We start from the raw sequence: 22,380 nt of genomic DNA on the forward strand, positions 1-22,380 counted from the left end.
CGGGTTGCATAGTCCCTAGCCTGCGAGGCTTGCGCGAATATTATGCCGCATCACAAGCGTCTGAGTAGAACAGCTTTCATCATCCGGATCTGGCGACGCCATTGCGGCTGTTGCAGCCCACCGGCAAACGCATCCGCGCCGAGTTTTCTTGCGCACTTCAAAACCGGCTCCGAGAGCGAGGCAGGCAGGAAGGCGGGAAAGAGCGGGGCCGGGATGGAACCGGCGCGGCGCGCCTTTTCCAGATGTTCTAGCCCGAGACCGGCGAAGGCGTCGATCGCGGCCGAAATGCGCGCCTTGTCTTCGCCAGCAAGAAAGCTGTCACGATCGAGGCCGGTCGCCGAAAGAATATCGAGCGGCACATAAATCTGCCGCCGATGGTTATGGATCGGGAGCAGCATCAGCAAGCCGGCTATCGATTGCGCCACGCCCGCATGCCCGGCAGCGTCCGTAGATTGGCTTGCCAATTCCGGCGCAAGAACGAGGCTTGCCAACTGGATCAAAGCAGATGCCGTTTCGCCCGAATAACCCTCGAGCGCATTTCTGTCCGGCAACGCATCGTCGTAGAGATCGAAGATACGTGCCTCGGTCATGGCAACCAGCGTTTGACGCGGCAACCGGTAACGCTCGACGGTGTCCAACAGACCGGCCGCCAGCGGGTTGCCGCCAGCGTCTCCTTCGGCACCACCTTCCAAGAGATCCCGCCACCATTGCAGGCGGATCTCGCCCGGTAACGGCTCGCGCACCACATCGCGGATGCGGGCAAGCTCTGCATTGAAGGCATAAAGAGTTGCAAGCGCGCCCCGCTTGTCTTCCGGCGAAAGAAGGCATGCCAGATAGCGGTCGCGATCGGTATCGCGCAGCATGGCGAGGCAAAGCGCAGCGTTGTCGGGAGATGCGCCGGACATGTCAGACCGCAATCAGAGCAGCCGCGACGGCGCGGGATTCGGAAAGCATGATGTTGAAGGTGCGCACCGCCGCACCAGTACTCATCGGATCGGAAGAAATCCCATTGGCCCTCAGCGCGGCTTTCACTTCAGCGGGTATAGGCCTCATTTCAACGCCAGTCCCGACCAGCAGAAACTCGATACCGGATGCGTCCGACAATACGCGTTCCAGAGAAGCAACGGTAAGAAGATCGCCATCCTGCATGTTCCAGCCATGAATGCCCGAGGGCAGGCAGAGGATGGAGCCGCGATGCGACATGTCGGCAAAACGAAAGCCGCCATTGCCATAGGCGTCGATCGGCGCACGGCCCGGAAAATGGGCTTCGCGGATTTCGATCCCTCGTGCCATGGCGCTTGCCCTCCTCAAGAACAAATGTGCCCGGACGCCGTTCCGCCTCATGGCGGAATGCATCCGGGCAATAGATCACCGGTCTTTAAAGAAAACCGGTTCGATACTTCGCTTACTTGGTCGGAGCAGCTTCGGTCTTGACCGGCTCGCCCTTGACCTTGACTTCAGCGATGTAGGCGCGCTGAGCGCGGATCTTCACGCCTTCGGCGATTTCGACTTCAAGTTCGTTATCGTCGATGACCTTGCTCACCTTGCCCGTGATGCCGCCGCCGAGAACGACCTGGTCGCCACGACGAATGCTGTCGAGCGTTTCCTTGCGCTTCTTGGCCTGGGCGCGCTGCGGACGGATGAGGAAGAAATACCACACCACCATCAGGGGTGCGAACAGCATGACCATCTGCAGGATGGAATCGGTACCCGAGGGGGCTGCTGCGCCACTCGCCTGGGCGAATGCTTCGGTAATGAACATCGAGAACTCCTAAAACTACCGGAGACTCCCCGCCCCCGTTTAAGCCGCCGGAATATAGTTGCGATGGACCGGAATGCAACAGAAAGCGGCACTTCGCCGTACCGAATCCACGGCTCAACGCCTTTCTATGCAATGACGAGCGTGTTACCGGCGCAAAACAATGACGAAAAAGAGGGAAAGCACCATGAGCGACGATATCAACGCACAGGTCCTTGCCGAGATCCGGCGCCTTGCCGATGCGGTCGAACGCCTCGCGGGACCGCCACCTGCCGTCAACGACTGGAATAGCGCGGATTGCTTCGTCTGGGTGCCATCAAACCTGAAGCTCCAGCCGGTGCCACGGCCCAACCGCATCGCGCTGACGCTGATCCGCGGCGTCGATCACGTCCGCGACATCCTGCACGAAAACACGCTTCGCTTCGCCGAAGGCTATCCGGCGAACAATGTGCTTTTGTGGGGTGCGCGCGGCATGGGCAAATCGTCGCTGGTCAAGGCTGTCCATGAGGATGTGCGCTCCGTGACCGGTAATCCGCTCAAGCTCGTCGAGGTGAATCGCGAGGACATTGCCTCACTGCCCGCCCTGATGGACATCCTCAAATTATCGAAACAGCGTGTCCTTCTTTTCTGCGACGACCTGTCTTTCGATCATGACGACACCGCTTACAAGTCTCTCAAGGCTGCGCTCGACGGCGGCATCGAAGGTCGACCGGACAATGTCCTTTTCTATGCCACGTCCAACCGCCGCCACCTGCTCCCCCGCAACATGATGGAAAACGAGCAGTCGACCGCCATCAATCCTTCCGAGGCGGTGGAAGAAAAGGTTTCGCTCTCCGACCGATTCGGCCTGTGGCTCGGCTTCCACAAATGCAGCCAGGATGATTATCTGGCGATGATCGATGGTTATGCTATCCATTTCGACTTGGGCCTCGAACACGAGACCTTGCATGCCGAGGCGCTTGAATGGGCAACGACGCGCGGTGGCCGTTCCGGCCGCGTCGCCTGGCAATATATTCAGGATCTGGCCGGACGATTGCGCAAGCCGCTGAACCGCGACTGAAATCGAATAATCATCAGACGCAAAAAAGCCCGGCAATGCCGGGCTTTTTCGTTGTCCCCTTGAAACGCAATACAATTATTCAAGGTAGGTATTCGGGTTGACCGGCGTTGCGTCCTTGCGCACTTCGAAGTGAACCTGCGGACGCTGCGCGTCGCCGCTCATGCCGGAAGAGGCAAGCGTCTGACCGCGAGTGACCTTCTGGCCGCGGGTGACGTTGATCGCGCTTGCGTGGCCGTAAACTGTAACCTTGCCGTCGTCATGGCGCACCAGCACGGTGTTGCCGAGCTGCTTCAGACCGTTGCCGGCATAGATGACGACGCCGTTTTCAGCGGCCTTAATCGGCGTGCCTTCCGGAACCGAGATGTCGATACCATCATTGCGGCTGCCGTTGACGTTGGCACCGTAGCCGGCAATGACCGCACCGTTGACCGGCCAGCGGTACTTCTCGATGCCGGTAGACTGCGGCGCAACAGAAGCGACGTCCGCCTTCTTTTCAACTTCGCTGAGCGATGCGTTTTCTGCTGAGGCCGGCTTGGACGGTGCAGCAACAGCGGGTTCGACCTTGGCGACGACCGGGGCCGGCTGCTGGGCCGCAACCTTAGGCGCGACGGGCGCAGGTTCGGCAGGCTTCTGCGGAACAGATGCGGTGCGAACCGGATCCGTCATGCCATTGCCGACCTTGAGCGTCTGGCCGGTGCGGACGGTGCCGTCGGTCATGCCGTTTGCAGCCTTCAGCGCATCGACGGAGGTGCCGGTTTCGCGGGCAATCTTGGTCAGCGTGTCGCCGGGCTTGACGGTGTAGGTGCCACCGAGCGGCTTGCCGCCGGGAGGGGTGATCTTGCCGGGTTCTGCCAGCGACTTGTCACGCGACGGCAGGACAGCGAGCTTCTGCTCGGTCTGATTTGCCGGTGCAGGCGCGTTGTTCGGCAAATCGATGTCGCCAGCAGCCGTCTTGGCGGAGTTGCGTGCGGGACCGAATGTCGGGATGACCACCGACTGACCGGCAGCGAGTGCGCCGCCATTGGCCCGAAGGATTTCCTTTTCCGGAACGCCGTAACGGTTTGCAAGCGTCTTGGCGGTTTCACCCGGGCGCAGCGTGACGCGCGGTGCGTTGACTGTCGACCAGCCGGACATCGGCTTGACCGTGCCGGTCGTCAGGTTGTCCGCATTGCGCGCCGGGGCGACGTTGGAAGACTGCGGGAACGGCTGAGCCATGGCCTGCTGACGCGCCGCCGAGTCAGAACCGGATACGGGTGGAAGTTCGCCCGGAGCAGCAAGCTCAGAGCGCTGAACACTCGACGGAGCCGATGCGACGCGCGCCGGAGATGAGTAACCGCCCGATGCTGGATAAGGCTGCGAAGACGCAACATTGTTCGAGCTGTATTGCGGCTGCATGCCCTGGGAGGACGAAACATCTCCGCGCGGCACAGGCGCCTGACCATAAGCACCACCACCCTGCCGCTGCGGGATGGATGCCGTCGTCATGTTGTCCGTGCCGTCAAACAGACCGGAAAAACGCGTGGCGTCCGAGCTGCAACCGGTCGCAGCGCTGGCCAGCAAGGCTGCCGCTGCGAACTTTACAACGGATGTACCGAACTTGGATGAACTCTTGAAACGCATTGACTCGACCTACTCATGACGCAACCATCATGGAGATCATTAAAACCCGTTAGTCTTACTGGGTGGTTAAAGCACCGCACCAAAAGTCGGTATTTTGTCAAATTGCTAACCATGCCGACCGCGCTCAAAGAGCGGCGGCGATATGGGGAACGAGCGGAAGATAGGGAGCCGGGAAGAGATCCTCGCGCTCGAAACGGCTGCCGGTCTTGGTCAGGCGCGTCATCAGGCAGGTCTCGTCGTCAAGGATGAGCGGGGCGATCATCGAGCCGCCATGCGTCAGTTGCTCGGCATAGAAACGCGGCAGAGTGGCGAAAGCGGCCGTCACGAGAATGCGGTCGAACGTGCCCTCGCCCGGCAATCCATTAATGCCATCGGCCTGACGGATGATGACATTGCGAAGCCCAAGCGCATCCATCCGTGCATTGGCCGACGTGACCAGAGTACGATACCGCTCGACGGTGGTGACCCGTTCGGCGATGCGCCCCATGACGGCTGCGGTAAAACCGCTGCCTGTGCCGATTTCGAGCACTCGGTGACCGGGCTTTACCTGCAGGCGATGCAAAAGCCGTACAGCGAGATCGGCGCCTTCCATGAAGGCGCCGCAGTCGATCGGGATGGTGCGGCTGGAATAGGCTTCCTCTGCAAGCGGCGCTGGTACGAACTGGGACCGAGGCGTCTGCTCGACAGCCGTCAGAAGGTCGAGATCGGAAATACCCTCAGCCCGCAGTCGCAGGACGAGTGCAGCAAATCCTTCCCTCTCGACCATTCCAGGTTTCAACCGGCAACTCCCAATCCAAGTGCGGATGCGACGCGATCCTGAGCCGAATAATCGGTCAGGTCCAGCTTCAACGGCGTCACGGAAATCCTGTTTTGCTTGAGCGCCTGAATATCCGTCCCGTCACGGAAGTTGCCTTTCCGATCGGAGAATTTCAGCCAGTAATAAGGGCGACCGCGGCCGTCCTCACGCGCATCTATCATCAGGCCGAAATCGAGCTTGCCCTGCGATGTCACCTCGATGCCCTGAACCTCTTCCGGTGCGCAATGCGGGAAGTTGACGTTGAGGAACGTTCCCTCGGGAAGCTCGACCGTCATCAGCTTGCGGATGATATCGGTCGCGTGAGCTTCGGCCACTTCCCATGGCGTGAAACGGCCATTCTCCTTGCGCGCCGCCTGGCTGACGGCAATCGAACGCACACCTTGCAACGTTCCCTCGATCGCGCCGGCCACCGTACCGGAATAGGTGATGTCGTCGGCAAGGTTGCCGCCGTCATTGATGCCCGACAGGACGAGATCGGGCTTGCCGCCCATGATCTCGCTGATCGCCATGATGACGCAATCGGTCGGCGTGCCGCGCAAGGCGTAACGCTTCTCGTCGATCTTGCGCAGCCGCAGCGGCTCGGACAGTGTCAACGAATGCGCAAGACCACTCTGGTCCGTCTCCGGCGCAACGATCCAGACATCATCGGAAATGGTGCGAGCGATCCGTTCCAGGACTGCCAGACCTTCCGCGTGGATACCATCGTCGTTGGTGAGGAGAATGCGCATGCGTATATCCTTATGCCTTTTCGATTCGTGTCAGGCCACCCATGTAAGGCAGAAGAGCATCCGGAATCGTGACGGAGCCGTCTTCATTCAGGTAGTTTTCCAGAACTGCGATCAGGCAGCGGCCGACAGCCGTGCCCGAGCCGTTCAGCGTGTGGACGAAGCGCAATGCCTTCTCGTCCTTGACGCGGTAACGGGCGTTCATGCGACGGCCCTGGAAATCACCGCAGACCGAGCAGGACGAGATTTCGCGATAGGTATCCTGTCCCGGCAGCCAGACTTCGATGTCATAGGTCTTGCGAGCGCCAAAGCCCATGTCGCCGGTGCAGAGCGTCATGGTGCGGAAATGCAGACCGAGACGCTTCAGGACATTCTCGGCGCATTCCGTCATGCGTTCATGCTCGGCGAGCGAGCTTTCCGCATCGGTGATGGAGACCAGTTCGCATTTCCAGAACTGGTGCTGACGCAGCATGCCGCGCGTGTCACGGCCGGCCGAACCTGCCTCCGAGCGGAAAGAAGGCGTAAGTGACGTGAAGCGCAGCGGCAGCTTTTCCTGTTCCAGCACCTCGGCCGAGACTAGGTTGGTCAACGTGACTTCCGCGGTCGGGATCAGGTAACGGCCGTCGGTGGTCTTGAAAAGGTCTTCCTCGAATTTCGGCAACTGGCCGGTGCCATACATGGCTTCGGCCTTCACCATCAGCGGCGAAGAGACTTCCGTATAACCATGTTCCATCGTGTGCATGTCGAGCATGAACTGGCCAAGCGCACGCTCCAGACGTGCGAGCTGGCTGGTCAAAACGGTGAAACGCGCGCCGGAAAGTTTTGAGGCGCGATCGAAATCCATGTAGCCGAGTGCTTCACCAATGTCGAAATGCTCCTTCGCCGGATGGTTCCAGCGCGGCTTTTCACCGACGACACGCTTTACGACATTGCCGCTCTCGTCTTCGCCGACCGGCACGTCATCGAGCGGGATATTGGGAAGACGCGACAGCGCGTCATCGAGTGCTGCGATTGCCTCACGCTCTTCCTGCTCGGCGGCAGGCATGGTTTCCTTGATCTCGGCAACTTCGGCCTTGAGCTTTTCAGCCAGTTCAAGGTTCTTCTGCGCCATCGCTGCGCCGATTTCCTTGGAGGCGGCGTTGCGGCGGGACTGCATGTCCTGAAGTTTCTGGATTATACTGCGGCGGCGTTCATCCATCGCCACGAGTTCGGCTGCCATCGGCTCGGCGCCGCGCTTTGCGAGCGCCTCATCGAGGGCCTGTTCGTTTTCACGAATCCATTTGATATCAAGCATAGTCCCTAGCCTTCAACGCGAGATGCCGCGCGCATCAGGCCAGGAGGATCCTCAAGCCTTATCGGTCTCGGCGACGTCCGAGGACGATTCTGCAGTCTCAGAATCCTCACGTCGCTTGCGCTCGACGAGTCGCGCGGCATAGATGGAAATCTCGTAGAGAAGGATGGTCGGTATAGCAAGACCGATCTGAGACATCGGATCCGGCGGCGTCAGGATTGCCGCAACGATGAACGCGATAACGATCGCATATTTACGCTTTTCCCTCAGCCAGTCACTGGTGAGCAAGCCAACACGGGCAAGCAGCGTCGTCACGACCGGCAACTGGAAGACCAGGCCGAAGGACAGGACCAGCGTCATGATGAGGCTGAGATATTCCGAAACGCGCGGCAGAAGTGAAATGGCCACTTCGCCATCGCCACCCGTCTGCTGCATGGCCAGGAAGAACCACATGACCATGGGCGTGAAGAAGAAATAGACCAGCGCACCACCCATCAGAAACAGGATCGGCGAAGCAATCAGGAACGGCAGGAAGGCCGAGCGTTCGTTCTTGTAGAGGCCGGGCGCGACAAACTTGTAGATCTGCGAGGCGATCACCGGGAAGGCAATCACCAGAGCGCCGAACATCGCTACCTTCACTTGGGTGAAGAAGAACTCCTGCGGTGCGGTGTAGATGAGTTCGGACTTGGTAATGTCCAGCCCAGCCCAGACGACGGCCCATTTATAGGGCACGACGAGCAGGTTGAAGAGTTGCTTGGCGAAGAAGAAGCAGCCGACGAAGGCGACGAAGAATGCGCCGATCGCCCACATCAACCGGGTGCGCAACTCCATCAGGTGTTCGATAAGCGGCTGCGGCTTGTCCTCGTAGTCGCTCATGCTTCGTCCTTCGGAGTATCAGTCTTTTTGGCCGCGCGCTTGCGGGCGGGCGCTTTGGCAACCGGAGCCTCAACAGCCGCGGATACAGTTTTGTCAGCCGTCTTCGACGCCGCCTTGGCACGCTTGGGCTTGTCGGCAACAGGAGCGGCCTCGGCAATTGCCTTCTTGGACGCTACAGAAGTTTTAGCGACTTTGGCCGGAGCCTTCGTTTCAGCTGCCGCTTTCACAGCAGTTTTGCGCGGCGCACGAGGCTTTGCGACAGACGGCTGAGGTTCAGCCGAAATAGCAGCAGCAACGGGCGTCGTCGAAGCAGCAGGTGTCGTCGCCGATACGGCCGTCTTAGCATCCGCTACGTTCTTGGCGTCAGAAATCGCAAGAGACTGCGTTGCCGATGCAGCAGTGGCTGCCGGAGCTTTCGCGGCTGCAGCCGGCTCCACACTTGCCGGCACTTCAGATGCTGCAGAAACCGGTTCGGCACTCTCGATCGCCTGCTGTGCCTCTGCATCGGCCGGCGAAAGATCCGTGGTGTTGTCGGCAAGAGGGTTCGGGATCTGGGTCGCCTTCTGCAGGTCGGCCTTGAGATCCTCACCCATCTGCCTCAGCGGATTCATCGCGTCACGCAGGGCATTGGTCGGATTGAGCTTCTGCGCATCCGAAATCGTCTTGCGGACGTCATCCATATCCGCTTCACGCAGAGCCTCGTCGAACTGCGCGCGAAAATCACCTGCCATCTTGCGAAAGTTGGCGGTCATCTTGCCGAACGCGCGGATCATGGGCGGGAGATCCTTCGGACCAACCACGACGATAAGTACGACCGCTATGACGAGCAGTTCGGTCCAACCGATATCAAACATGCAACGAAGCTCCTGAAGCCCCCTGCCCGATCATTAAGAGCGGGTGGTTTCCTTCGCCTCGTCAGCCTTGTGGTCGACGGTCTTCGCAGTGGTCGTTTCCGGAGCGTCTTCGTCGGTCATGCCCTTCTTGAAGCTCTTGATGCCCTTTGCGACGTCGCCCATCAGTTCCGGAATCTTACCACGCCCGAACAAGACGAGCACGATGACCAGAACGATCAGCCAATGCCACACACTGAAAGAACCCATTAGTCCAACTCCAAATTCGAATTAGCTTTCGATGTAAGCGTTTTGTGCTGCTTTTTCAAACAGCAAATTTGCATGATACATCGGTAATCACGCGGTCGTTAGCGTCATGCGAGATCACCTCTCGCCCACACACGCTACGCGACAGTTTAAAGGGCTTAATCGTCGGAAGCGCCGCCTGGCACCAGCAGGCCGAGTTCCTCAAGGTCGAGCTGGGTGATGGGATCCTCGTCATCCGACAGATCCGTATCCGCGCCGGGCATGGGAATATGAAATCCGGGGGGAATGCGGCCACTCAGCAGGCCTGCACCCTTCAACTCTTCCAGCCCCGGAAGATCGCGTAATTCCTCGATGCCGAAATGATCGAGAAAATCGATCGTCGTACCGAGTGTGACAGGACGGCCCGGCGAGCGCCTGCGGCCGCGAAAACGAACCCAGCCGGCCTCCATCAACACATCAAGCGTGCCCTTGGAGGTCTGGACGCCGCGGATATCCTCGATTTCAGCGCGGGTCACAGGCTGATGGTATGCAATGATCGCAAGCACTTCGAGGGCCGCGCGCGACAGTTTCCTGACCTCGTTTTCGTCCTTTCGGATGACGAAGGAGAGATCCGGCGCGGTGCGAAAGGCCCAGCTGTCCGCTGTGCGAACCAGATTGACGCCCCGGCCGGCGTAATTTTCGGCAAGGCGCGCGAGAAGTGCCGGGACGTTCGTCCCTCGTGGCAATCTGTCCGCCAGAAAGCTTTCGGGAACGGGCTGTGCGGAAGCAAAGATCAGCGCTTCGGCCATGCGTTCGGCTTCCAGGTCGGAAAATTTTAGCGCCTGACCATCATCCGCTTCATGAACGGCGTCCATGGATGTTTCGACCTCGTTGTTATCTTCCATCACTCGCCACCTCCGGACACAGGGGCAGATCGTGACCGATTGCCGCCACGCAGATAGATGGGCTGGAAGGCGCCGTCCTGGCGGATCTCGAGCTTGCCCTCGCGCACGAGTTCCAGCGACGCGGCAAATGCGCTTGCCGTCGCGGTCACCCGGTCTTCGGGCGGCAGGTAGGGAAGAAGATAGGTCTGCAATGCCGTCCAGTCGGCGATCTCGCCGAGCATGCGGGTCAGCAGTTCGCGCGCATCAACCAGAGACCAGACCTTGCGCTTCTCGATCGTCACCTGGGTGATTGCCGTGCGCTGCCTCAGATTGGCATAGGCAGATAGAAGATCGTAGAGGCTGGCGTCATAGGCGGATTGAACGCGATGCGGGATATGTTCCGGCGCCCCGCGGGCAAACACGTCACGCCCCAGCCGGTTGCGGCTCATCAGCTGGCTTGCCGCCTCGCGCATGGCCTCAAGCCGTCGCAGACGAAAGGCAAGCGTTGCCGCCATTTCCTCGCCGGTCGGGCCGTCGTCGCCCTTGACCTGCTGGGGAATGAGAAGGCGCGATTTCAGATACGCGAGCCATGCGGCCATGACCAGATAGTCTGCCGCAAGCTCGATACGGACGCGCCGCGCGCTATCGACGAAGAGAAGATATTGCTCCGCAAGCGCAAGCACGGAGATACGGGAGAGATCAACCTTCTGGCTGCGTGCCAGATGCAGAAGCAGGTCGAGCGGACCTTCGAAGCCGGCAACATCGATAACTAGCGCCGGGTCGTCGGCAGCACGCTCGGAAACGTCCTGCCAGAGCTTATCCATAGGAATGGCGCCCTGCCCCGAATTCACCGCCAAACCCGTTCACCTCTCTTGCTCAGCGGTCCTGTTACGTCAGGCGACCGCCATCATTTCATGGAACTCCGCACGCAATGCCTGCTCGTCGGAGGCATCAGGTGCCGCGAAGCTACGCTCGACAGCCTCGGCGCGCGCCAAAGCCTTGCCGGACAACGGCACCACTTCCTCCACCACGGCCTTCATTTCGTCCATGACGCCGTTGCAATGCAAGACAATATCGCAGCCTCCCCCCATGATTCGTGCGGCACGTTCGCCGATCGTGCCCTTCAGGGCATTCATCGAGGTGTCGTCCGAGACCAGCAGGCCATCGAAGCCAATATGGCCGCGGATAACCTCTTCGATCACGATCGGCGAGATGGTCGCGGGATCACGATCGTCGTAGGCGGTGAAGACGATATGGGCGCTCATCGCCATCAATTCATCCTTCATCGCGACGAAGGGGATGAAATCATGCGCTTCGAGCTCGGCGCGTGAGGCGGTAACGACCGGCAGCTCATGGTGCGAATCGGCCATGCCACGGCCATGGCCCGGCATGTGCTTCATGATCGGCAGCATACCGCCCGCTTTCAGGCCCTCGGCCGCCGCCTTGCCCATTGACGCGACCGTCTGCGGATCGAAACCATAGGCGCGGTCGCCAATGACATTGCTTGCTCCTTCGACCGGCACATCGAGAACCGGGAGGCAATCGACCGTCACGCCGAGCTTCATAAGATCGAATGCATGCAGGCGCGACATCAACCAGGCGGCGCGCAGGCCCTTCTCCTTGTCCTGCCTGTAGATTTCACCCAATGCGGCTGCGGAAGGATAACGCTCGATCATCGGCGGGCGAATGCGTTGCACGCGCCCTCCCTCCTGGTCGATCAGAACCGGCGCATCCGGCCTTCCGACGGCATCGCGCATCGAAGCCACAAGATCGGCGATCTGGGGAAGCTCCACGCAGTTGCGGGCAAAGAGAATGAAACCCCAGGGGCGTTCGTCCCGATATAGCGAGATTTCGTCGGCAGTCAGTGTTGCGCCGCTGGCGCCGAGAATCATGGATTTGGAAACACTCATGTCAAATTACCCGATGTGATGATCCGGTGCATTCCGGACGCAAAACAGGTTCCCGGCTTTGCTGGAACCGCCCTAACGAAAACGGGGCGCATTGCGCCCCGTCTGTATCTGTTGATGGCCTTATTATCGAGCCACGAGGCAGCTGCCTCCCGCTGCACGGTACTTTTCGCACAGTGCCACGGCCTGCTCCTTGCTGCCGGCCGGGATGCGGACGCGGTAGAAGGTGCCCTTGCCGGCGATTTCAGCGGCCTTGATATCGACGCCGCGTCCACCGATCACGCTGCCGAACTTGCCCGACAGGCTCTGATAAGAGCGCTGTGCATCCGCCTGGGACGGCAGCGAAGCGATCTGGATGACGTAGCCGCCTTCGCCCAGCGATGCGACCTGCGTGTTCTGTGCAGCAGGGGCAGATGTCGGTGCGGCAGCAGGTGCTGCCGGGCGAGCGTTACCCTGATCGCTGCTGGCGACAGCGTTGGCAGACTGTGCAGTCGGACGCGTGCCCGGAACCGGAGCGCGAACGGCAGGAGCCGGATCGACCAGTTGCTCGATCGTTGCCGGAGCCTCTGCGGCAACAGGCATGGACGGTGCGGCATCTACCGGAGCGGATACGGGTGCCGACGCAGGAACGATACCGCTCTGGGCAGCGGCGGAAGCCGGCGCAGATGTCGGGAAAGCTGCAGCCGTCTGGGCAGGCGAATCGCCCCTGACCGGCGCGGCAGCAATCTTTTCTGCAGCGGCAGGTTCGACTTCCTGTTCGACCAGCTTGCCATCGGCGCGAACGATCATCGTCTTGACCTTGCGCGGCATGACGGTCACGGGCTGTTCACCCGCCGGCTGCTGATCCTGCGGCAGAAGACGCGGATCCTCGGTGTCAGACACCTCGGTCATCTGCATGTCGTTCTCGCCTTCCAGCGGAAGCGTATCCGGCATCAGCGTCTTCTGGACGACATCGACCGGCTCTTCGTTGGTGGAAATCAGCTGCTGCTGCTTGGGCGTTTCCGATCCTGCACCGGCGACGCGGTCGTAAACGGCCTTGTCCTGGTTCGGCACGGTCTTGCCGCCCGGGTTCGCCGGCGCAACCTTGACCGGCTCGCTGTCGGCAGCAATCACCACCGGCTCGCCATTTCCGCCAAGACCGGAAGAGGAGCTTCCGAACCACGCATAGGCGCCAGCGCCGCAGACGGCCAGAACACCAACAGCCACGAGCGGAGCGATCCAGCGGCGCGAAGATCCACGCCCTTCAACATCATCGACGTTCTGTTCGTAATCTTCGGCCGACGCATAGCCTTCGTTGGCCGTGAGCGGCGTCGCGAGGCTGCGACGGAAATCCTCTTCGAGTGCCCGCTCGAAATCGTCCAGATCCGCATAAACGGATTTTGGGGCGGCGGGAGCAGCAGAGACTGCCGCAGCGGCAGGCTGTTCGGCGCTTGCGCGCTGAACCGGCGTCACCGTTTCCGGCGCTTCGAGCAGAGAGGCGAGTTCGGCGTCGATATCGAGGTCGAAATCGTTGCGGTAGGCTGGCGGCACTTCCTTTTCTTCGACGGTAAGCGTCGGCACGTCGAGTTCGGCAATCACTTCCGGCTGCTCTTCCGGCTCTGCGAGAAGAGCAGGATCGAACGCAACATCGTCCTCGGGCTCGGCACCATCCAGGCGCTGGGCTTCGAAAGCGGCCTGCGCATTAAATGCCGGTGTCGCGCTATAAGCGGGCACAGCGACGGGCGCTGCTACAGCCTGCGGAATGAATGGAGCCGGAGCCGGCGGAGCAACGAAAGCAGCGGCGACAGGAGCAGCAGCCTTCGGTTCGCTCGCAGCGACGACCGGCGCGACACCCTTGCTGTTTTCCTCGACCACCATGTCGCTCAAGTCGAGCTCCAGATCATCAAGCGCCAGTTCGAAGTCGAGATCGGCAAACGGATCGTTATCGTCGTCGGCAGAAGCGGCAGAAGCGGCCGGAGCCACAGGTGTGGCCGGCGCGTCGTAGACCGGATTCTGTACTGGTGCCGTCACCGCCGCCTGCGGCTGAACATTGTGATCGACATGGCTCCGCACGGGCTCGACCAGTGAATCATCGATCACAGGCCGGACCGAATAGGCAGCAGCACCTGAAAGAAGATCATCCAGTTCTGAAAACGCATCCTTTTCCACACGCAGCGCAGGTTCGGATGCTAGCGGTGCAGCCCTTGCAGAAATTGCTTCGGCCGGACCGGCCAACGGAATATCCAGCGACGGGATAGACATTGCCGGAGCGGCGACAGTGGCTACCGGGATAGCGACCGGTGTTAACACGGGTAAAGCATCCCAACCGGCCGGAGAAACCGGCTCAGCCGCTTTGGGAGCAAGCTGCGGCTCAACTTTGGGCTCTTCGCGCAAATGCGACGCGACGCCGGCGCCAGACTGGAAGTTGGCAAGCGGCATGCGGAAGCTGGGCGTATACCCCGCCCCTTTCCGCTTGGCATCAGCCGAAGACGGAAGGACTTCCGCAGATGCCGGCTGTGTCTCAACGATCGGGGCGACAATTGGCGAAGCGGCAAGCGGGGCAGAGACCGGGAGCGGTTCCACGACCGGCGCAGCCGAGAAGGAGTTTTCCAGTTCGGCAGCCAGATCGAAATCGTCGAAAGAGATTTCGGGCTCGGCAGCAACAGTTGCGCTGGAAGCAGAGACGGTTTCGACAGGCGCTACCTGATAGCCATCTGAATCGACGTGCGGCGAGAATGGCGCCAGCTCGCCTTCAACGGGAGCATCATAGGACAAACTGCCATCACGGAGATCGACCGCTTCCGCGTCATAACCGGCAGGCTCCACGACCTGATCGACAGAACCCTGCGAATCGCCTTCCACCGCCCATTGCTGCAGCGGCTCACCGGCGTTGCGATATTCGTCCTCGACAACAGATGCTTCGAAGTCGGAAACGAAATCGCGACTATCGAAAACAGGCTCCTCAGGACCGTTATCGGCGACAGGCACCGAAGGCGCCTCGACAACTATATCGCCTGCCGGATCGAGCCTGGGCGCATCATAGCGCTCAAACTCGCGCAGGAGCTCGTCTTCCAGGTTGAAGACCGGGTCGGTTCGCCTTGCCTCTACGGGCTCGGAAACCACAGGAGCCGGGTTTGCAACAACCCGATCTTCATAACCGACAATCCGCGCCAGTTCCGCCAATGGGTCACCATCAGCAAAGAAATCCGGCACGTCATTGCGGCTACGCGCAAGGTTATTATCCGCCATTACCTCGTCCACTCACCTACATTACACCGTTGCTGCCAGAGCAATGTGGGCAAATGAGGGCGTTTTCAGCGCATCTCCTGCGGTGCAGCCGTACCCGTAATGGTGAGGCCAGACCTCAATACGGAAGCAACTGCGCGCACCAGCCCAAGCCTGGCGATACTCAATTCTCGGTTCTTATCGTTAACAAAACGTAATTCCGGTTGTTCCTTACCTTTATTCCAATGCGCATGGAAGAAGCTGGCCAGGTCATAAAGGTAGAAGGCTATGCGATGCGGCTCCTGCGAAAGCGCTGCGCTCTCGACTATCCGCGGGTATTCGGCAAGCTTTGCGACCAGCTGCAACTCGTTCGGATCGGTGATTTCGCCAACCGTGGAGGCAAGGTCGAGCGAATCGATATCGAGATCCGGGAAAGCATCTTTCGCCTGACGATAGACCGACATGCAACGGGCATGTGCGTATTGGACGTAAAAGACCGGGTTATCCTTCGATTGTTCAGTAACTTTTGCGAAATCGAAGTCCAGCGGCTCGGAATTCTTGCGGTAAAGCATCATGAAGCGGACCGAATCACGGCCGACTTCATCGACGACTTCACGCAGCGTGACGAAATCGCCCGACCGCTTCGACATCTTCACCGGCTCGCCATCGCGATAGAGCTTGACCAGCTGGCACAGGAGCACAGTCAGCTTCGCCTTGCCCTCGGATACGGCACGAGCAACGGCCTCGAGACGCTTGACGTAACCGCCATGGTCTGCGCCGAGCACATAGATCATTTCGTCGAAGCCGCGGTCATACTTCTCCTTGAAGTAGGCGACGTCGGCGGCGAAATAGGTGTAAGCGCCATCCGACTTGATCAGCGGACGGTCGATATCGTCACCAACCTCCGTCGAGCGGAACAGCGTCTGGTCGCGATCTTCCCAGTCTTCCGGAAGCTGGCCCTTCGGCGGCGGCAGCTTGCCCTTGTAGACATGGCCCTTGAAGGTCAGGTCGTTGATCGCAGCGCGGATCAGCTTGGCGCCTTCCGCATGCAGCGTGCGCTCGGAGAAGAACACGTCGTGATGGACGTTTAAGGCCTCGAGATCCTCGCGGATCATCACCATCATCGCGGCGACAGCGCGATCCTTGACGAGCGGAAGCCACTCCTCTTCCGGCATATTGTGCAGCCGCGGACCGAATTCATCTGCCAGTTCCTTGCCGACCGGCACGAGATAATCGCCCGGATAAAGACCGGCGGGGATCTCGCCGATATCTTCACCCAACGCCTCGCGGTAGCGCAGGAACACAGAGCGAGCAAGCACGTCGATCTGACCGCCTGCGTCGTTGATGTAATATTCCTTCACGACATCATAGCCGGCGAAAGACAGAAGATTGGCGAGCGCGTCGCCGACAACCGCGCCGCGGCAGTGGCCGACATGCATCGGGCCGGTCGGGTTTGCCGAAACATATTCGACATTGGTCTTCTTGCCTGCACCGACAGCCGAGCGGCCATAATCGGTGCCCGCCTCGATCATCGAGGCGAGAATGCGCTGCCAGTAGCCGGTCGAAAGACGGATGTTGATAAAGCCGGGGCCGGCGACAGAAACTTCGCTGATATCCGGATCATTGCGCAATGCAGCCGAGATCAGGTCGGCAAGCGCACGCGGATTGGTGCCGAGCGGCTTTGCCAGAACCATGGCCGCATTGGTGGCGACATCGCCATGGCTCTGGTCGCGCGGTGGCTCGACGGTCAGTCGTCCAAAATCGACTTCGCTGCGCTTTTCCTTGATAATATCAATTGTTTCCAGCGCGTTCTTAATTCTTTTATCGAAGTCTGCAAAAAGGTTCATGTCTCGTTTCCACGCGTAGTGCGAAGCGGGCTTTTGAAAAGCCGGTGGTGTTTGGAGGTCGGCCTAGCGCAAATCGGGAGTCTGGTCAAACAGCTCACCATGCACGCGGATGGCATAGGTATCGGTCATTCCGGCGAGGTAATCCGCCACATGGCGCGCCTTGGCCGCCTGTTTCAGCCCGGAAATGTGATTGACCCAATAGTGGCTGCGCATCAGCGTCGGGTCGTTCATATAGGCCTCGAAAAGATCGGTGACGATCTTCGAAGCACCGGCCCGAATGCGCATGATCTCGGGATGGCGATAGATGCGGGCGAAGAGCAGTTTCTTGATCAGACGATCGGTCTCTGCCATTTCAGGAGAAAAAGTCGCGATCACCCGGCCCGCAGCCCGCACATCGGCGGCACATTCCGGGCGAATATCGGCAAGATTGGCCTGCGCCACCCCGATCACGTCCTCGACCATGTGGGTGATCTGCCGGCGGGTCACCTCATAGGCAAAACGGCTCGGCTCCAGATCCGGATACTTCTCCCGCACCTGGCGCATCAGGCCGGCAAGGAACGGCACATCCTCCAGCATCTCGAAGGTCAGGAGACCGGAGCGGAGCCCGTCGTCGATGTCATGGGTATTGTAGGCGATATCGTCCGAGATTGCCGCGACCTGCGCCTCGAGGCTGGCAAAACTTGCCAGTTCGAGATCATGCAGTTCGCAATAATCGCGGATCGGCTGCGGCACCGGACCGTGCAGCCCCTCGCCCTCCGGCGTCATCAGAGGGCCATTGTGCTTGACCAGCCCTTCGAGGCTTTCCCAGGTCAGGTTGATGCCGTCGAATTCGGCATAACGGCGCTCCAGCTTGGTGACGATCCGAAGCGACTGGGCATTGTGATCGAAGCCGCCGAAGGGTTTCATCATCTCGTCCAGCGCATCCTCGCCAGTATGGCCGAAGGGCGTGTGGCCGAAATCGTGGACGAGCGCCACGCCTTCAGCCAGATCCTCGTCGATCTTAAGGGCGCGTGCCAGCGCACGGGCGATCTGTGCGACTTCGATCGTATGGGTCAGGCGGGTGCGATAATGGTCGCCATCAGGGCTGATGAAAACCTGCGTCTTGTGCTTGAGGCGACGAAAGGCCGTCGTGTGGACAATACGGTCACGGTCACGCTGGAACTCGGAGCGCGTCAGACTGCCGTCTTCGGGAAACATCCGGCCCCGGGAACCCCACGGGTCAGACGCATAAACCGCCCGCTCGCCGCTGCCGAACCCGAGCGTCCTGGTATCGATCGTCATGCCTTCACCTGCATTTCCGCCCTCAACTGCATTTCCATTGCAATTCCGTTCCGCCCGGCCCATTGACGTGCCGTTCACGCCTTCATACCTATAGTGGGACCGTGCGCAAAGACGGTGACAATAATCTTCGAGTTATTCGGGCACGGCCTGAAACTCACCGGGCCTTAACCCCGGCAGGAGACCAAGAAATGACTGAAAATGTAACCCTCTCCGATGCCGCGGCCAAGCGCATCACACAAATCGTTGCCGCCGATGCCGGCAAGCAGGCGCTGCGCGTCTCCGTCGAGGGCGGCGGCTGTTCCGGCTTTTCCTACAAATTCGATCTGGCCGACGCGCCGGAGGCCGACGACATCGTCATCGAGAACGGTGACGCCAAGGTGCTGATCGACAGCATGTCGCTGATCTACATGGCCGGATCGGAAATCGATTTCGTCGACAACCTGCTCGGACAATCCTTTCAGATCAAGAACCCGAATGCGGTCGCCAGCTGCGGCTGCGGCACGAGCTTCTCGATCTAATCCCCTTGGCTGACCTTTCCACAATGACCGGCATTTCGATCTGACCCGGCTTCCCTCCTGCGACCGATCGTCTAAAAGAGACGATACGGAACAGAAGGTGGATACGGCATGAAAATCGCGACCTGGAACATCAACGGCGTCAAGGCGCGGATCGACAACCTGCGCCAATGGCTCGCCGACTCCTCCCCGGATATCGTCTGCCTTCAGGAAATAAAGTCGGTCGACGAGGGCTTTCCGCGACTTGAGATCGAAGCGCTGGGCTATCATGTGGAGACGCACGGCCAGAAGGGTTTTAACGGCGTCGCGATCCTGTCGAAGACCAAGCCGGACGAGGTGATGCGCGGCCTGCCGGGCGGCGAAGGACCGGACGGCACTGTGGACGAACAATCTCGCTATATCGAATGCGTCTTCTCCGTTCCCACGGGCGTCATCCGGGTTGCTTCCATCTACCTGCCGAATGGCAATCCGGCCGATGATCCGGTCAAATATCCCTACAAACTTGCCTGGATGGAGCGGCTTCGCCGCCATGCGGAAACCTGCCTGGCTTTGGAAGAACCGCTTATCCTCGCCGGCGACTACAACGTCATCCCCGAACCGCATGACTGCTTCGACCCTGCTGTCTGGGCCACAGATGCACTCTTCCTGCCGCAAACCCGGGAGGCCTTTCGCCGGCTGGAAAATCTTGGCCTGATTGACGCCGTGCGCGCGACCACGGATGCAACGAAGCTTTATTCGTTCTGGGATTATCAGGCTGGCGCGTGGCCGAAGAATAACGGCATCCGCATCGATCACCTTCTGCTGTCACCGGAAGCGGCAGACCGGCTCAAGGCGACTTCGATCGAAAAGCATGTACGGGCGTGGGAAAAACCGTCGGATCACGTTCCGGTGGTCGGTCTGTTCGATTTTGCTGCCTGACCAGAGCTGACACTATCTGACCCGGAGGCGCCGTTGAGCGCCGCTCGGGTCAGTCGTCGGTATCTGCCAACTGGTGCGAGAGCGCGACAGCACCGCGCCGATCCCGTTCGTCGGCAACCGAGAATGCCTGTTCCTGAAGCTGTTCCATCCAGCCGCATTCCTTGGCGATGCAGCGATCGAGTGCAGCCGTCATGAATGCCAGGCCACGGACGGACTGACCTTCCTGGAACAGGATGTTGCCGAACACGGCCATGGCGCCGGCATGGCCGCTCTTGCGCGCCTGATTGAGCCACTTCTTGGCCTGCTGGATATTGGCGCCGCCGCCCTCACCCGACAGCATCATGCGAGCGAGCTGATATTGGGCTTCCGCTACACCGAAGGTGGAGGCAACCTGGAAATAGAGTTGACGCGCCTGATAGAGATCCGGCTTTACCGGGCTGCCGGGAATGCCGTGGTTGTAATAGCTCGCCAGAGACAGGAGCGCATTGACAAAAAAGCCCGTGTCTTCCGACCCCGGCTCAACGCCCTGGGCTGCGATCTCATTATAGATCTTGAAGGCGGCATAGTCGTCCTTGGCCACGCCATCGCCATAGGCATACATGTTGGCAAGCGCCCAGCGCGAACCGGTATGGCCTTTTTCAGCGGCGTAGCGATAGGCTTCGACAGCATCTTCCTTCTGGCCGTTCTTGTAGGCCTTGAAGCCGAACTTGAAGAGGTCGAAGGGGCCAGATTCTTTCGACACGCCTGCCTTTATGTCGAAGGCAAGAGCGTTTCCGGCACAGAATGCCGCCAGCGATATTCCAAGAAGCAATACTCTCATGGATCCGGTGCTAGACTTCCGCATGGTTCAGTTTCTTTCGACCCGCGCGCGGCTTTCAGCCGCGGCGTACATTATTGGCCGTGCGTACAGAAAATTCGGACAAGACGATCCGAACACTCTGCCTCCCGATAGGCGAGAGAAACTGTAGGTTCCATTTTCGGCAAGACTTGGACCCCCGAACAAGGTTGCTGCGAACGCGGAAGGCAAATGGTCAATCCGCCTCTGCGCGCCAGCAACGCCCCGTTTATGTTCAAAAAACCCGCCCATGATACTCCAACATGCACGCCCCGCCCCCGCAGTCCGTGCTCTCTACTCCATTACCGCTGCGCTTCGTTTGTGGCGGGAAATGGACAAAAGTCCTAGCCTTGAAGCGCGACTGCATGGTCACAAAAAAGTGTTGCGAAATCGTCACAGTATTTTAGCAGCCAGGCAAACAACTGTGACAAAGCAAAAGCCCGGTCGAAACCGGGCTTTCGTGTTTGACATCTGCAAAGATCAGAAGCGGAATTTCACGCTGGTTGAAATAGCCGCGACGATATCATCGTCAAAGTCGTAATTGGCGCGCTGACCGTATGTGACACCATCAAGCGTCACCGTTCGCGACGAGCCACCGGTCATCAGACCAAGCACGCCGGCAAGACGAAACTCGACATTCTTGGTTGGCGAGTAGGATCCGAGAACACCCAGCGCCCAAGTATCGGTCTGCGAGCCGAACCCCTGAGAAGTGCCGCGATCCCAGGTCAGACTGACGGCACCACTCCACTGTTCGTTGAACTTGTGGCCGATACCACCCATGACCGTCCAGCCGTCACGATAGCCGAGATCGAGGGTGGTGATCGCTCCGGGTGCAGCACAGAGCGCAAAGGCTGTCGGACTACAGAAGAAAGGAACCTTTTGCAGTTGGCTCCAATCGGTCCACTTCACTGAGCCGAAAGCCAACCAGTCAGGAGCGATGCCGGACTGGACTTTCAACTCAAGCACATCAGGCATGGCTTGCGAGCCATACACATCAAACGGTGCAGCACCGATCACCTGAGAAAGATCAAGCGTACCGGTGATATCCTTGAGCTTCACTTCGCTATTGTAAACCAGGCTTGCCCGGAAGGCATATTCAGGGATTTCATAAGCCAAGCCGGCGCGCCAGCCCCAGCCATCGCCCTCAAGGTCAAGCCGCCCCACTCCGGTCGTACCAGGGGCGGTGTAAGGAGCCCCCTGAACCAAGCGCTCCTGAAAACCATAAACCTCTTGGTAAAAGCCACCTCCAATGAGCCTCAGCTGGCCAGGACCAACATCGAAACGATAGGAACAGGTCAATGCATAGTTGCGGCTCTCGACCTTCGTCTCGATATCCTCGTTGGCGCCAGCCCAGTTCGCACCGGGATTTTTGTGGGCACCCCAAGGTTCTGAATAATCAAACATACAGTCTGCCGCATCGCCGATGCCAGCCTTTACGCCGATACGCGGCGACCAGTAATTTTCACTACCGTTTGCCGAACCGGGCAATCCATTAAGATTACCGCCACCGCCCGTAGGTGGTGTCCCTACCGGGTTGAACGGCGTTGGATCAGTATCCGTCACATTCTTCAGCTTGCGATCCGGCATGACGAACGTCGAGGTCGCCTCTGCCGTAAACCGAGACGTATCGAACAAGAGATCGATATTGTAACCGCCGCGCTCAAGCCCCCCAGCGAGCGCTGGCGATTGCAACATTCCGACCGCCGCCGCAGCCAGAACTCCGCCTGAAATAAAGTGTCTTACCATGTTTTCTCCCACTCCCGGT

General features: G+C 59.7%; 21 protein-coding genes. 3 read left to right on the forward strand and 18 right to left on the reverse strand.

Features of this window, described 5'->3' with window-relative positions:
- Positions 1-50 precede the first annotated feature (50 nt).
- The 3 genes from JNB91_RS19520 to yajC form a co-directional block, all read right to left on the reverse strand.
- The gene (locus tag JNB91_RS19520; RefSeq protein ID WP_220327147.1) at positions 51-905 is read right to left on the reverse strand and encodes a phytoene/squalene synthase family protein; all 855 of its coding nucleotides are present in this window, start codon (positions 903-905) and stop codon (positions 51-53) included.
- 1 nt (position 906) lies between these two features.
- Positions 907-1,293 carry an Mth938-like domain-containing protein gene (locus JNB91_RS19525; protein WP_220327148.1) on the reverse strand — a complete coding sequence of 129 codons (387 nt, stop codon included), beginning with the start codon at positions 1,291-1,293 and terminating at the stop codon, positions 907-909.
- Between the two features lie 112 nt (positions 1,294-1,405).
- Complete coding sequence (gene yajC, locus JNB91_RS19530) at positions 1,406-1,762, reverse strand: preprotein translocase subunit YajC (protein ID WP_112507713.1); 357 nt, start codon at positions 1,760-1,762, stop codon at positions 1,406-1,408.
- A 184-nt stretch (positions 1,763-1,946) separates the two neighbouring features.
- Between yajC and JNB91_RS19535 the strand changes: the two genes are divergently transcribed.
- Positions 1,947-2,819, forward strand: a complete 873-nt coding sequence (locus JNB91_RS19535) for an ATP-binding protein (RefSeq protein WP_220327149.1) — start codon at positions 1,947-1,949, stop codon at positions 2,817-2,819.
- Positions 2,820-2,894: 75 nt separating this feature from the next.
- On the opposite strand, the gene JNB91_RS19540 is transcribed toward JNB91_RS19535, so the two are convergent.
- From JNB91_RS19540 to JNB91_RS19600, 13 genes are all read right to left on the reverse strand, one after another.
- Complete coding sequence (locus JNB91_RS19540; protein WP_220327150.1) at positions 2,895-4,439, reverse strand: peptidoglycan DD-metalloendopeptidase family protein; 1,545 nt, start codon at positions 4,437-4,439, stop codon at positions 2,895-2,897.
- Positions 4,440-4,563: 124 nt separating this feature from the next.
- Positions 4,564-5,205 (reverse strand): protein-L-isoaspartate(D-aspartate) O-methyltransferase, encoded by a 642-nt coding sequence (locus JNB91_RS19545; protein ID WP_220327151.1) that lies wholly within the window; start codon positions 5,203-5,205, stop codon positions 4,564-4,566.
- A gap of 8 nt (positions 5,206-5,213) precedes the next feature.
- The gene (gene surE, locus JNB91_RS19550; RefSeq protein ID WP_220327152.1) at positions 5,214-5,984 is read right to left on the reverse strand and encodes a 5'/3'-nucleotidase SurE; all 771 of its coding nucleotides are present in this window, start codon (positions 5,982-5,984) and stop codon (positions 5,214-5,216) included.
- A gap of 10 nt (positions 5,985-5,994) precedes the next feature.
- A complete protein-coding gene (gene serS, locus JNB91_RS19555) occupies positions 5,995-7,275 on the reverse strand; it encodes a serine--tRNA ligase (protein ID WP_220327153.1) in 1,281 nt (426 codons plus the stop codon).
- Positions 7,276-7,326: 51 nt separating this feature from the next.
- Complete coding sequence (tatC, locus tag JNB91_RS19560) at positions 7,327-8,148, reverse strand: twin-arginine translocase subunit TatC (RefSeq protein ID WP_220327154.1); 822 nt, start codon at positions 8,146-8,148, stop codon at positions 7,327-7,329.
- Positions 8,145-9,002 carry a Sec-independent protein translocase protein TatB gene (gene tatB / locus JNB91_RS19565; RefSeq protein WP_220327155.1) on the reverse strand — a complete coding sequence of 286 codons (858 nt, stop codon included), beginning with the start codon at positions 9,000-9,002 and terminating at the stop codon, positions 8,145-8,147. The genes tatC and tatB overlap by 4 nt, the downstream gene beginning before the upstream one ends.
- Positions 9,003-9,035: 33 nt before the next feature.
- Positions 9,036-9,248 carry a twin-arginine translocase TatA/TatE family subunit gene (locus JNB91_RS19570; protein WP_112507697.1) on the reverse strand — a complete coding sequence of 71 codons (213 nt, stop codon included), beginning with the start codon at positions 9,246-9,248 and terminating at the stop codon, positions 9,036-9,038.
- Positions 9,249-9,403: 155 nt separating this feature from the next.
- The gene (scpB, locus tag JNB91_RS19575; protein WP_220327203.1) at positions 9,404-10,099 is read right to left on the reverse strand and encodes an SMC-Scp complex subunit ScpB; all 696 of its coding nucleotides are present in this window, start codon (positions 10,097-10,099) and stop codon (positions 9,404-9,406) included.
- A 29-nt stretch (positions 10,100-10,128) separates the two neighbouring features.
- On the reverse strand, positions 10,129-10,932 hold the full coding sequence (locus tag JNB91_RS19580; protein ID WP_220327204.1) for a segregation and condensation protein A: 804 nt from the start codon (positions 10,930-10,932) through the stop codon (positions 10,129-10,131).
- A 69-nt stretch (positions 10,933-11,001) separates the two neighbouring features.
- Positions 11,002-12,018 (reverse strand): beta-N-acetylhexosaminidase, encoded by a 1,017-nt coding sequence (gene nagZ / locus JNB91_RS19585; RefSeq protein WP_220327156.1) that lies wholly within the window; start codon positions 12,016-12,018, stop codon positions 11,002-11,004.
- A 123-nt stretch (positions 12,019-12,141) separates the two neighbouring features.
- Complete coding sequence (locus JNB91_RS19590; RefSeq protein WP_220327157.1) at positions 12,142-15,243, reverse strand: SPOR domain-containing protein; 3,102 nt, start codon at positions 15,241-15,243, stop codon at positions 12,142-12,144.
- A 65-nt stretch (positions 15,244-15,308) separates the two neighbouring features.
- On the reverse strand, positions 15,309-17,066 hold the full coding sequence (argS, locus tag JNB91_RS19595; protein WP_220327158.1) for an arginine--tRNA ligase: 1,758 nt from the start codon (positions 17,064-17,066) through the stop codon (positions 15,309-15,311).
- Positions 17,067-17,129: 63 nt separating this feature from the next.
- Positions 17,130-18,347, reverse strand: a complete 1,218-nt coding sequence (locus JNB91_RS19600; protein ID WP_220327159.1) for a deoxyguanosinetriphosphate triphosphohydrolase — start codon at positions 18,345-18,347, stop codon at positions 17,130-17,132.
- A gap of 188 nt (positions 18,348-18,535) precedes the next feature.
- On the opposite strand from JNB91_RS19600, the gene erpA reads away from it, so the two are divergent.
- Both erpA and xth read left to right on the forward strand, forming a co-directional pair.
- Positions 18,536-18,865 (forward strand): iron-sulfur cluster insertion protein ErpA, encoded by a 330-nt coding sequence (gene erpA, locus JNB91_RS19605; protein ID WP_220327160.1) that lies wholly within the window; start codon positions 18,536-18,538, stop codon positions 18,863-18,865.
- Positions 18,866-18,973: 108 nt separating this feature from the next.
- Positions 18,974-19,780: an exodeoxyribonuclease III gene (gene xth, locus JNB91_RS19610; RefSeq protein WP_220327161.1), complete on the forward strand. Its 807-nt coding sequence runs from the start codon at positions 18,974-18,976 to the stop codon at positions 19,778-19,780.
- Between the two features lie 49 nt (positions 19,781-19,829).
- Here the strand turns inward: xth and exoR are convergent, their stop codons facing one another.
- Together exoR and JNB91_RS19620 are read right to left on the reverse strand one after the other, a co-directional pair.
- On the reverse strand, positions 19,830-20,600 hold the full coding sequence (gene exoR, locus JNB91_RS19615; RefSeq protein ID WP_430736320.1) for an exopolysaccharide production regulator ExoR: 771 nt from the start codon (positions 20,598-20,600) through the stop codon (positions 19,830-19,832).
- Positions 20,601-21,095: 495 nt separating this feature from the next.
- Positions 21,096-22,361 carry an OmpP1/FadL family transporter gene (locus tag JNB91_RS19620; RefSeq protein WP_220327205.1) on the reverse strand — a complete coding sequence of 422 codons (1,266 nt, stop codon included), beginning with the start codon at positions 22,359-22,361 and terminating at the stop codon, positions 21,096-21,098.
- Between the last annotated feature and the right edge of the window lie 19 nt (positions 22,362-22,380).

Source organism: Aliirhizobium wenxiniae, assembly GCF_019511445.1.
Taxonomy (GTDB): domain Bacteria; phylum Pseudomonadota; class Alphaproteobacteria; order Rhizobiales; family Rhizobiaceae; genus Neorhizobium; species Neorhizobium wenxiniae_A.

Bases quoted from the DNA above. Each gene is read 5' to 3' on its own strand.
- JNB91_RS19525 (WP_220327148.1), bottom strand. From the start codon at position 1,293: ATGGCACGAGGGATCGAAATCCGCGAAGCCCATTTTCCGGGCCGTGCG.
- JNB91_RS19620 (WP_220327205.1), bottom strand. From the start codon at position 22,361: ATGGTAAGACACTTTATTTCAGGCGGAGTTCTGGCTGCGGCGGCGGTC.
- surE (WP_220327152.1), bottom strand. From the start codon at position 5,984: ATGCGCATTCTCCTCACCAACGACGATGGTATCCACGCGGAAGGTCTG.
- tatB (WP_220327155.1), bottom strand. From the start codon at position 9,002: ATGTTTGATATCGGTTGGACCGAACTGCTCGTCATAGCGGTCGTACTT.
- JNB91_RS19520 (WP_220327147.1), bottom strand. From the start codon at position 905: ATGTCCGGCGCATCTCCCGACAACGCTGCGCTTTGCCTCGCCATGCTG.
- JNB91_RS19600 (WP_220327159.1), bottom strand. From the start codon at position 18,347: ATGACGATCGATACCAGGACGCTCGGGTTCGGCAGCGGCGAGCGGGCG.
- yajC (WP_112507713.1), bottom strand. From the start codon at position 1,762: ATGTTCATTACCGAAGCATTCGCCCAGGCGAGTGGCGCAGCAGCCCCC.
- argS (WP_220327158.1), bottom strand. From the start codon at position 17,066: ATGAACCTTTTTGCAGACTTCGATAAAAGAATTAAGAACGCGCTGGAA.
- serS (WP_220327153.1), bottom strand. From the start codon at position 7,275: ATGCTTGATATCAAATGGATTCGTGAAAACGAACAGGCCCTCGATGAG.
- JNB91_RS19590 (WP_220327157.1), bottom strand. From the start codon at position 15,243: ATGGCGGATAATAACCTTGCGCGTAGCCGCAATGACGTGCCGGATTTC.
- JNB91_RS19580 (WP_220327204.1), bottom strand. From the start codon at position 10,932: ATGGATAAGCTCTGGCAGGACGTTTCCGAGCGTGCTGCCGACGACCCG.
- JNB91_RS19535 (WP_220327149.1), top strand. From the start codon at position 1,947: ATGAGCGACGATATCAACGCACAGGTCCTTGCCGAGATCCGGCGCCTT.
- JNB91_RS19570 (WP_112507697.1), bottom strand. From the start codon at position 9,248: ATGGGTTCTTTCAGTGTGTGGCATTGGCTGATCGTTCTGGTCATCGTG.
- scpB (WP_220327203.1), bottom strand. From the start codon at position 10,099: ATGGACGCCGTTCATGAAGCGGATGATGGTCAGGCGCTAAAATTTTCC.
- erpA (WP_220327160.1), top strand. From the start codon at position 18,536: ATGACTGAAAATGTAACCCTCTCCGATGCCGCGGCCAAGCGCATCACA.
- xth (WP_220327161.1), top strand. From the start codon at position 18,974: ATGAAAATCGCGACCTGGAACATCAACGGCGTCAAGGCGCGGATCGAC.
- nagZ (WP_220327156.1), bottom strand. From the start codon at position 12,018: ATGAGTGTTTCCAAATCCATGATTCTCGGCGCCAGCGGCGCAACACTG.
- JNB91_RS19545 (WP_220327151.1), bottom strand. From the start codon at position 5,205: ATGGTCGAGAGGGAAGGATTTGCTGCACTCGTCCTGCGACTGCGGGCT.
- tatC (WP_220327154.1), bottom strand. From the start codon at position 8,148: ATGAGCGACTACGAGGACAAGCCGCAGCCGCTTATCGAACACCTGATG.
- JNB91_RS19540 (WP_220327150.1), bottom strand. From the start codon at position 4,439: ATGCGTTTCAAGAGTTCATCCAAGTTCGGTACATCCGTTGTAAAGTTC.
- exoR (WP_430736320.1), bottom strand. From the start codon at position 20,600: ATGAGAGTATTGCTTCTTGGAATATCGCTGGCGGCATTCTGTGCCGGA.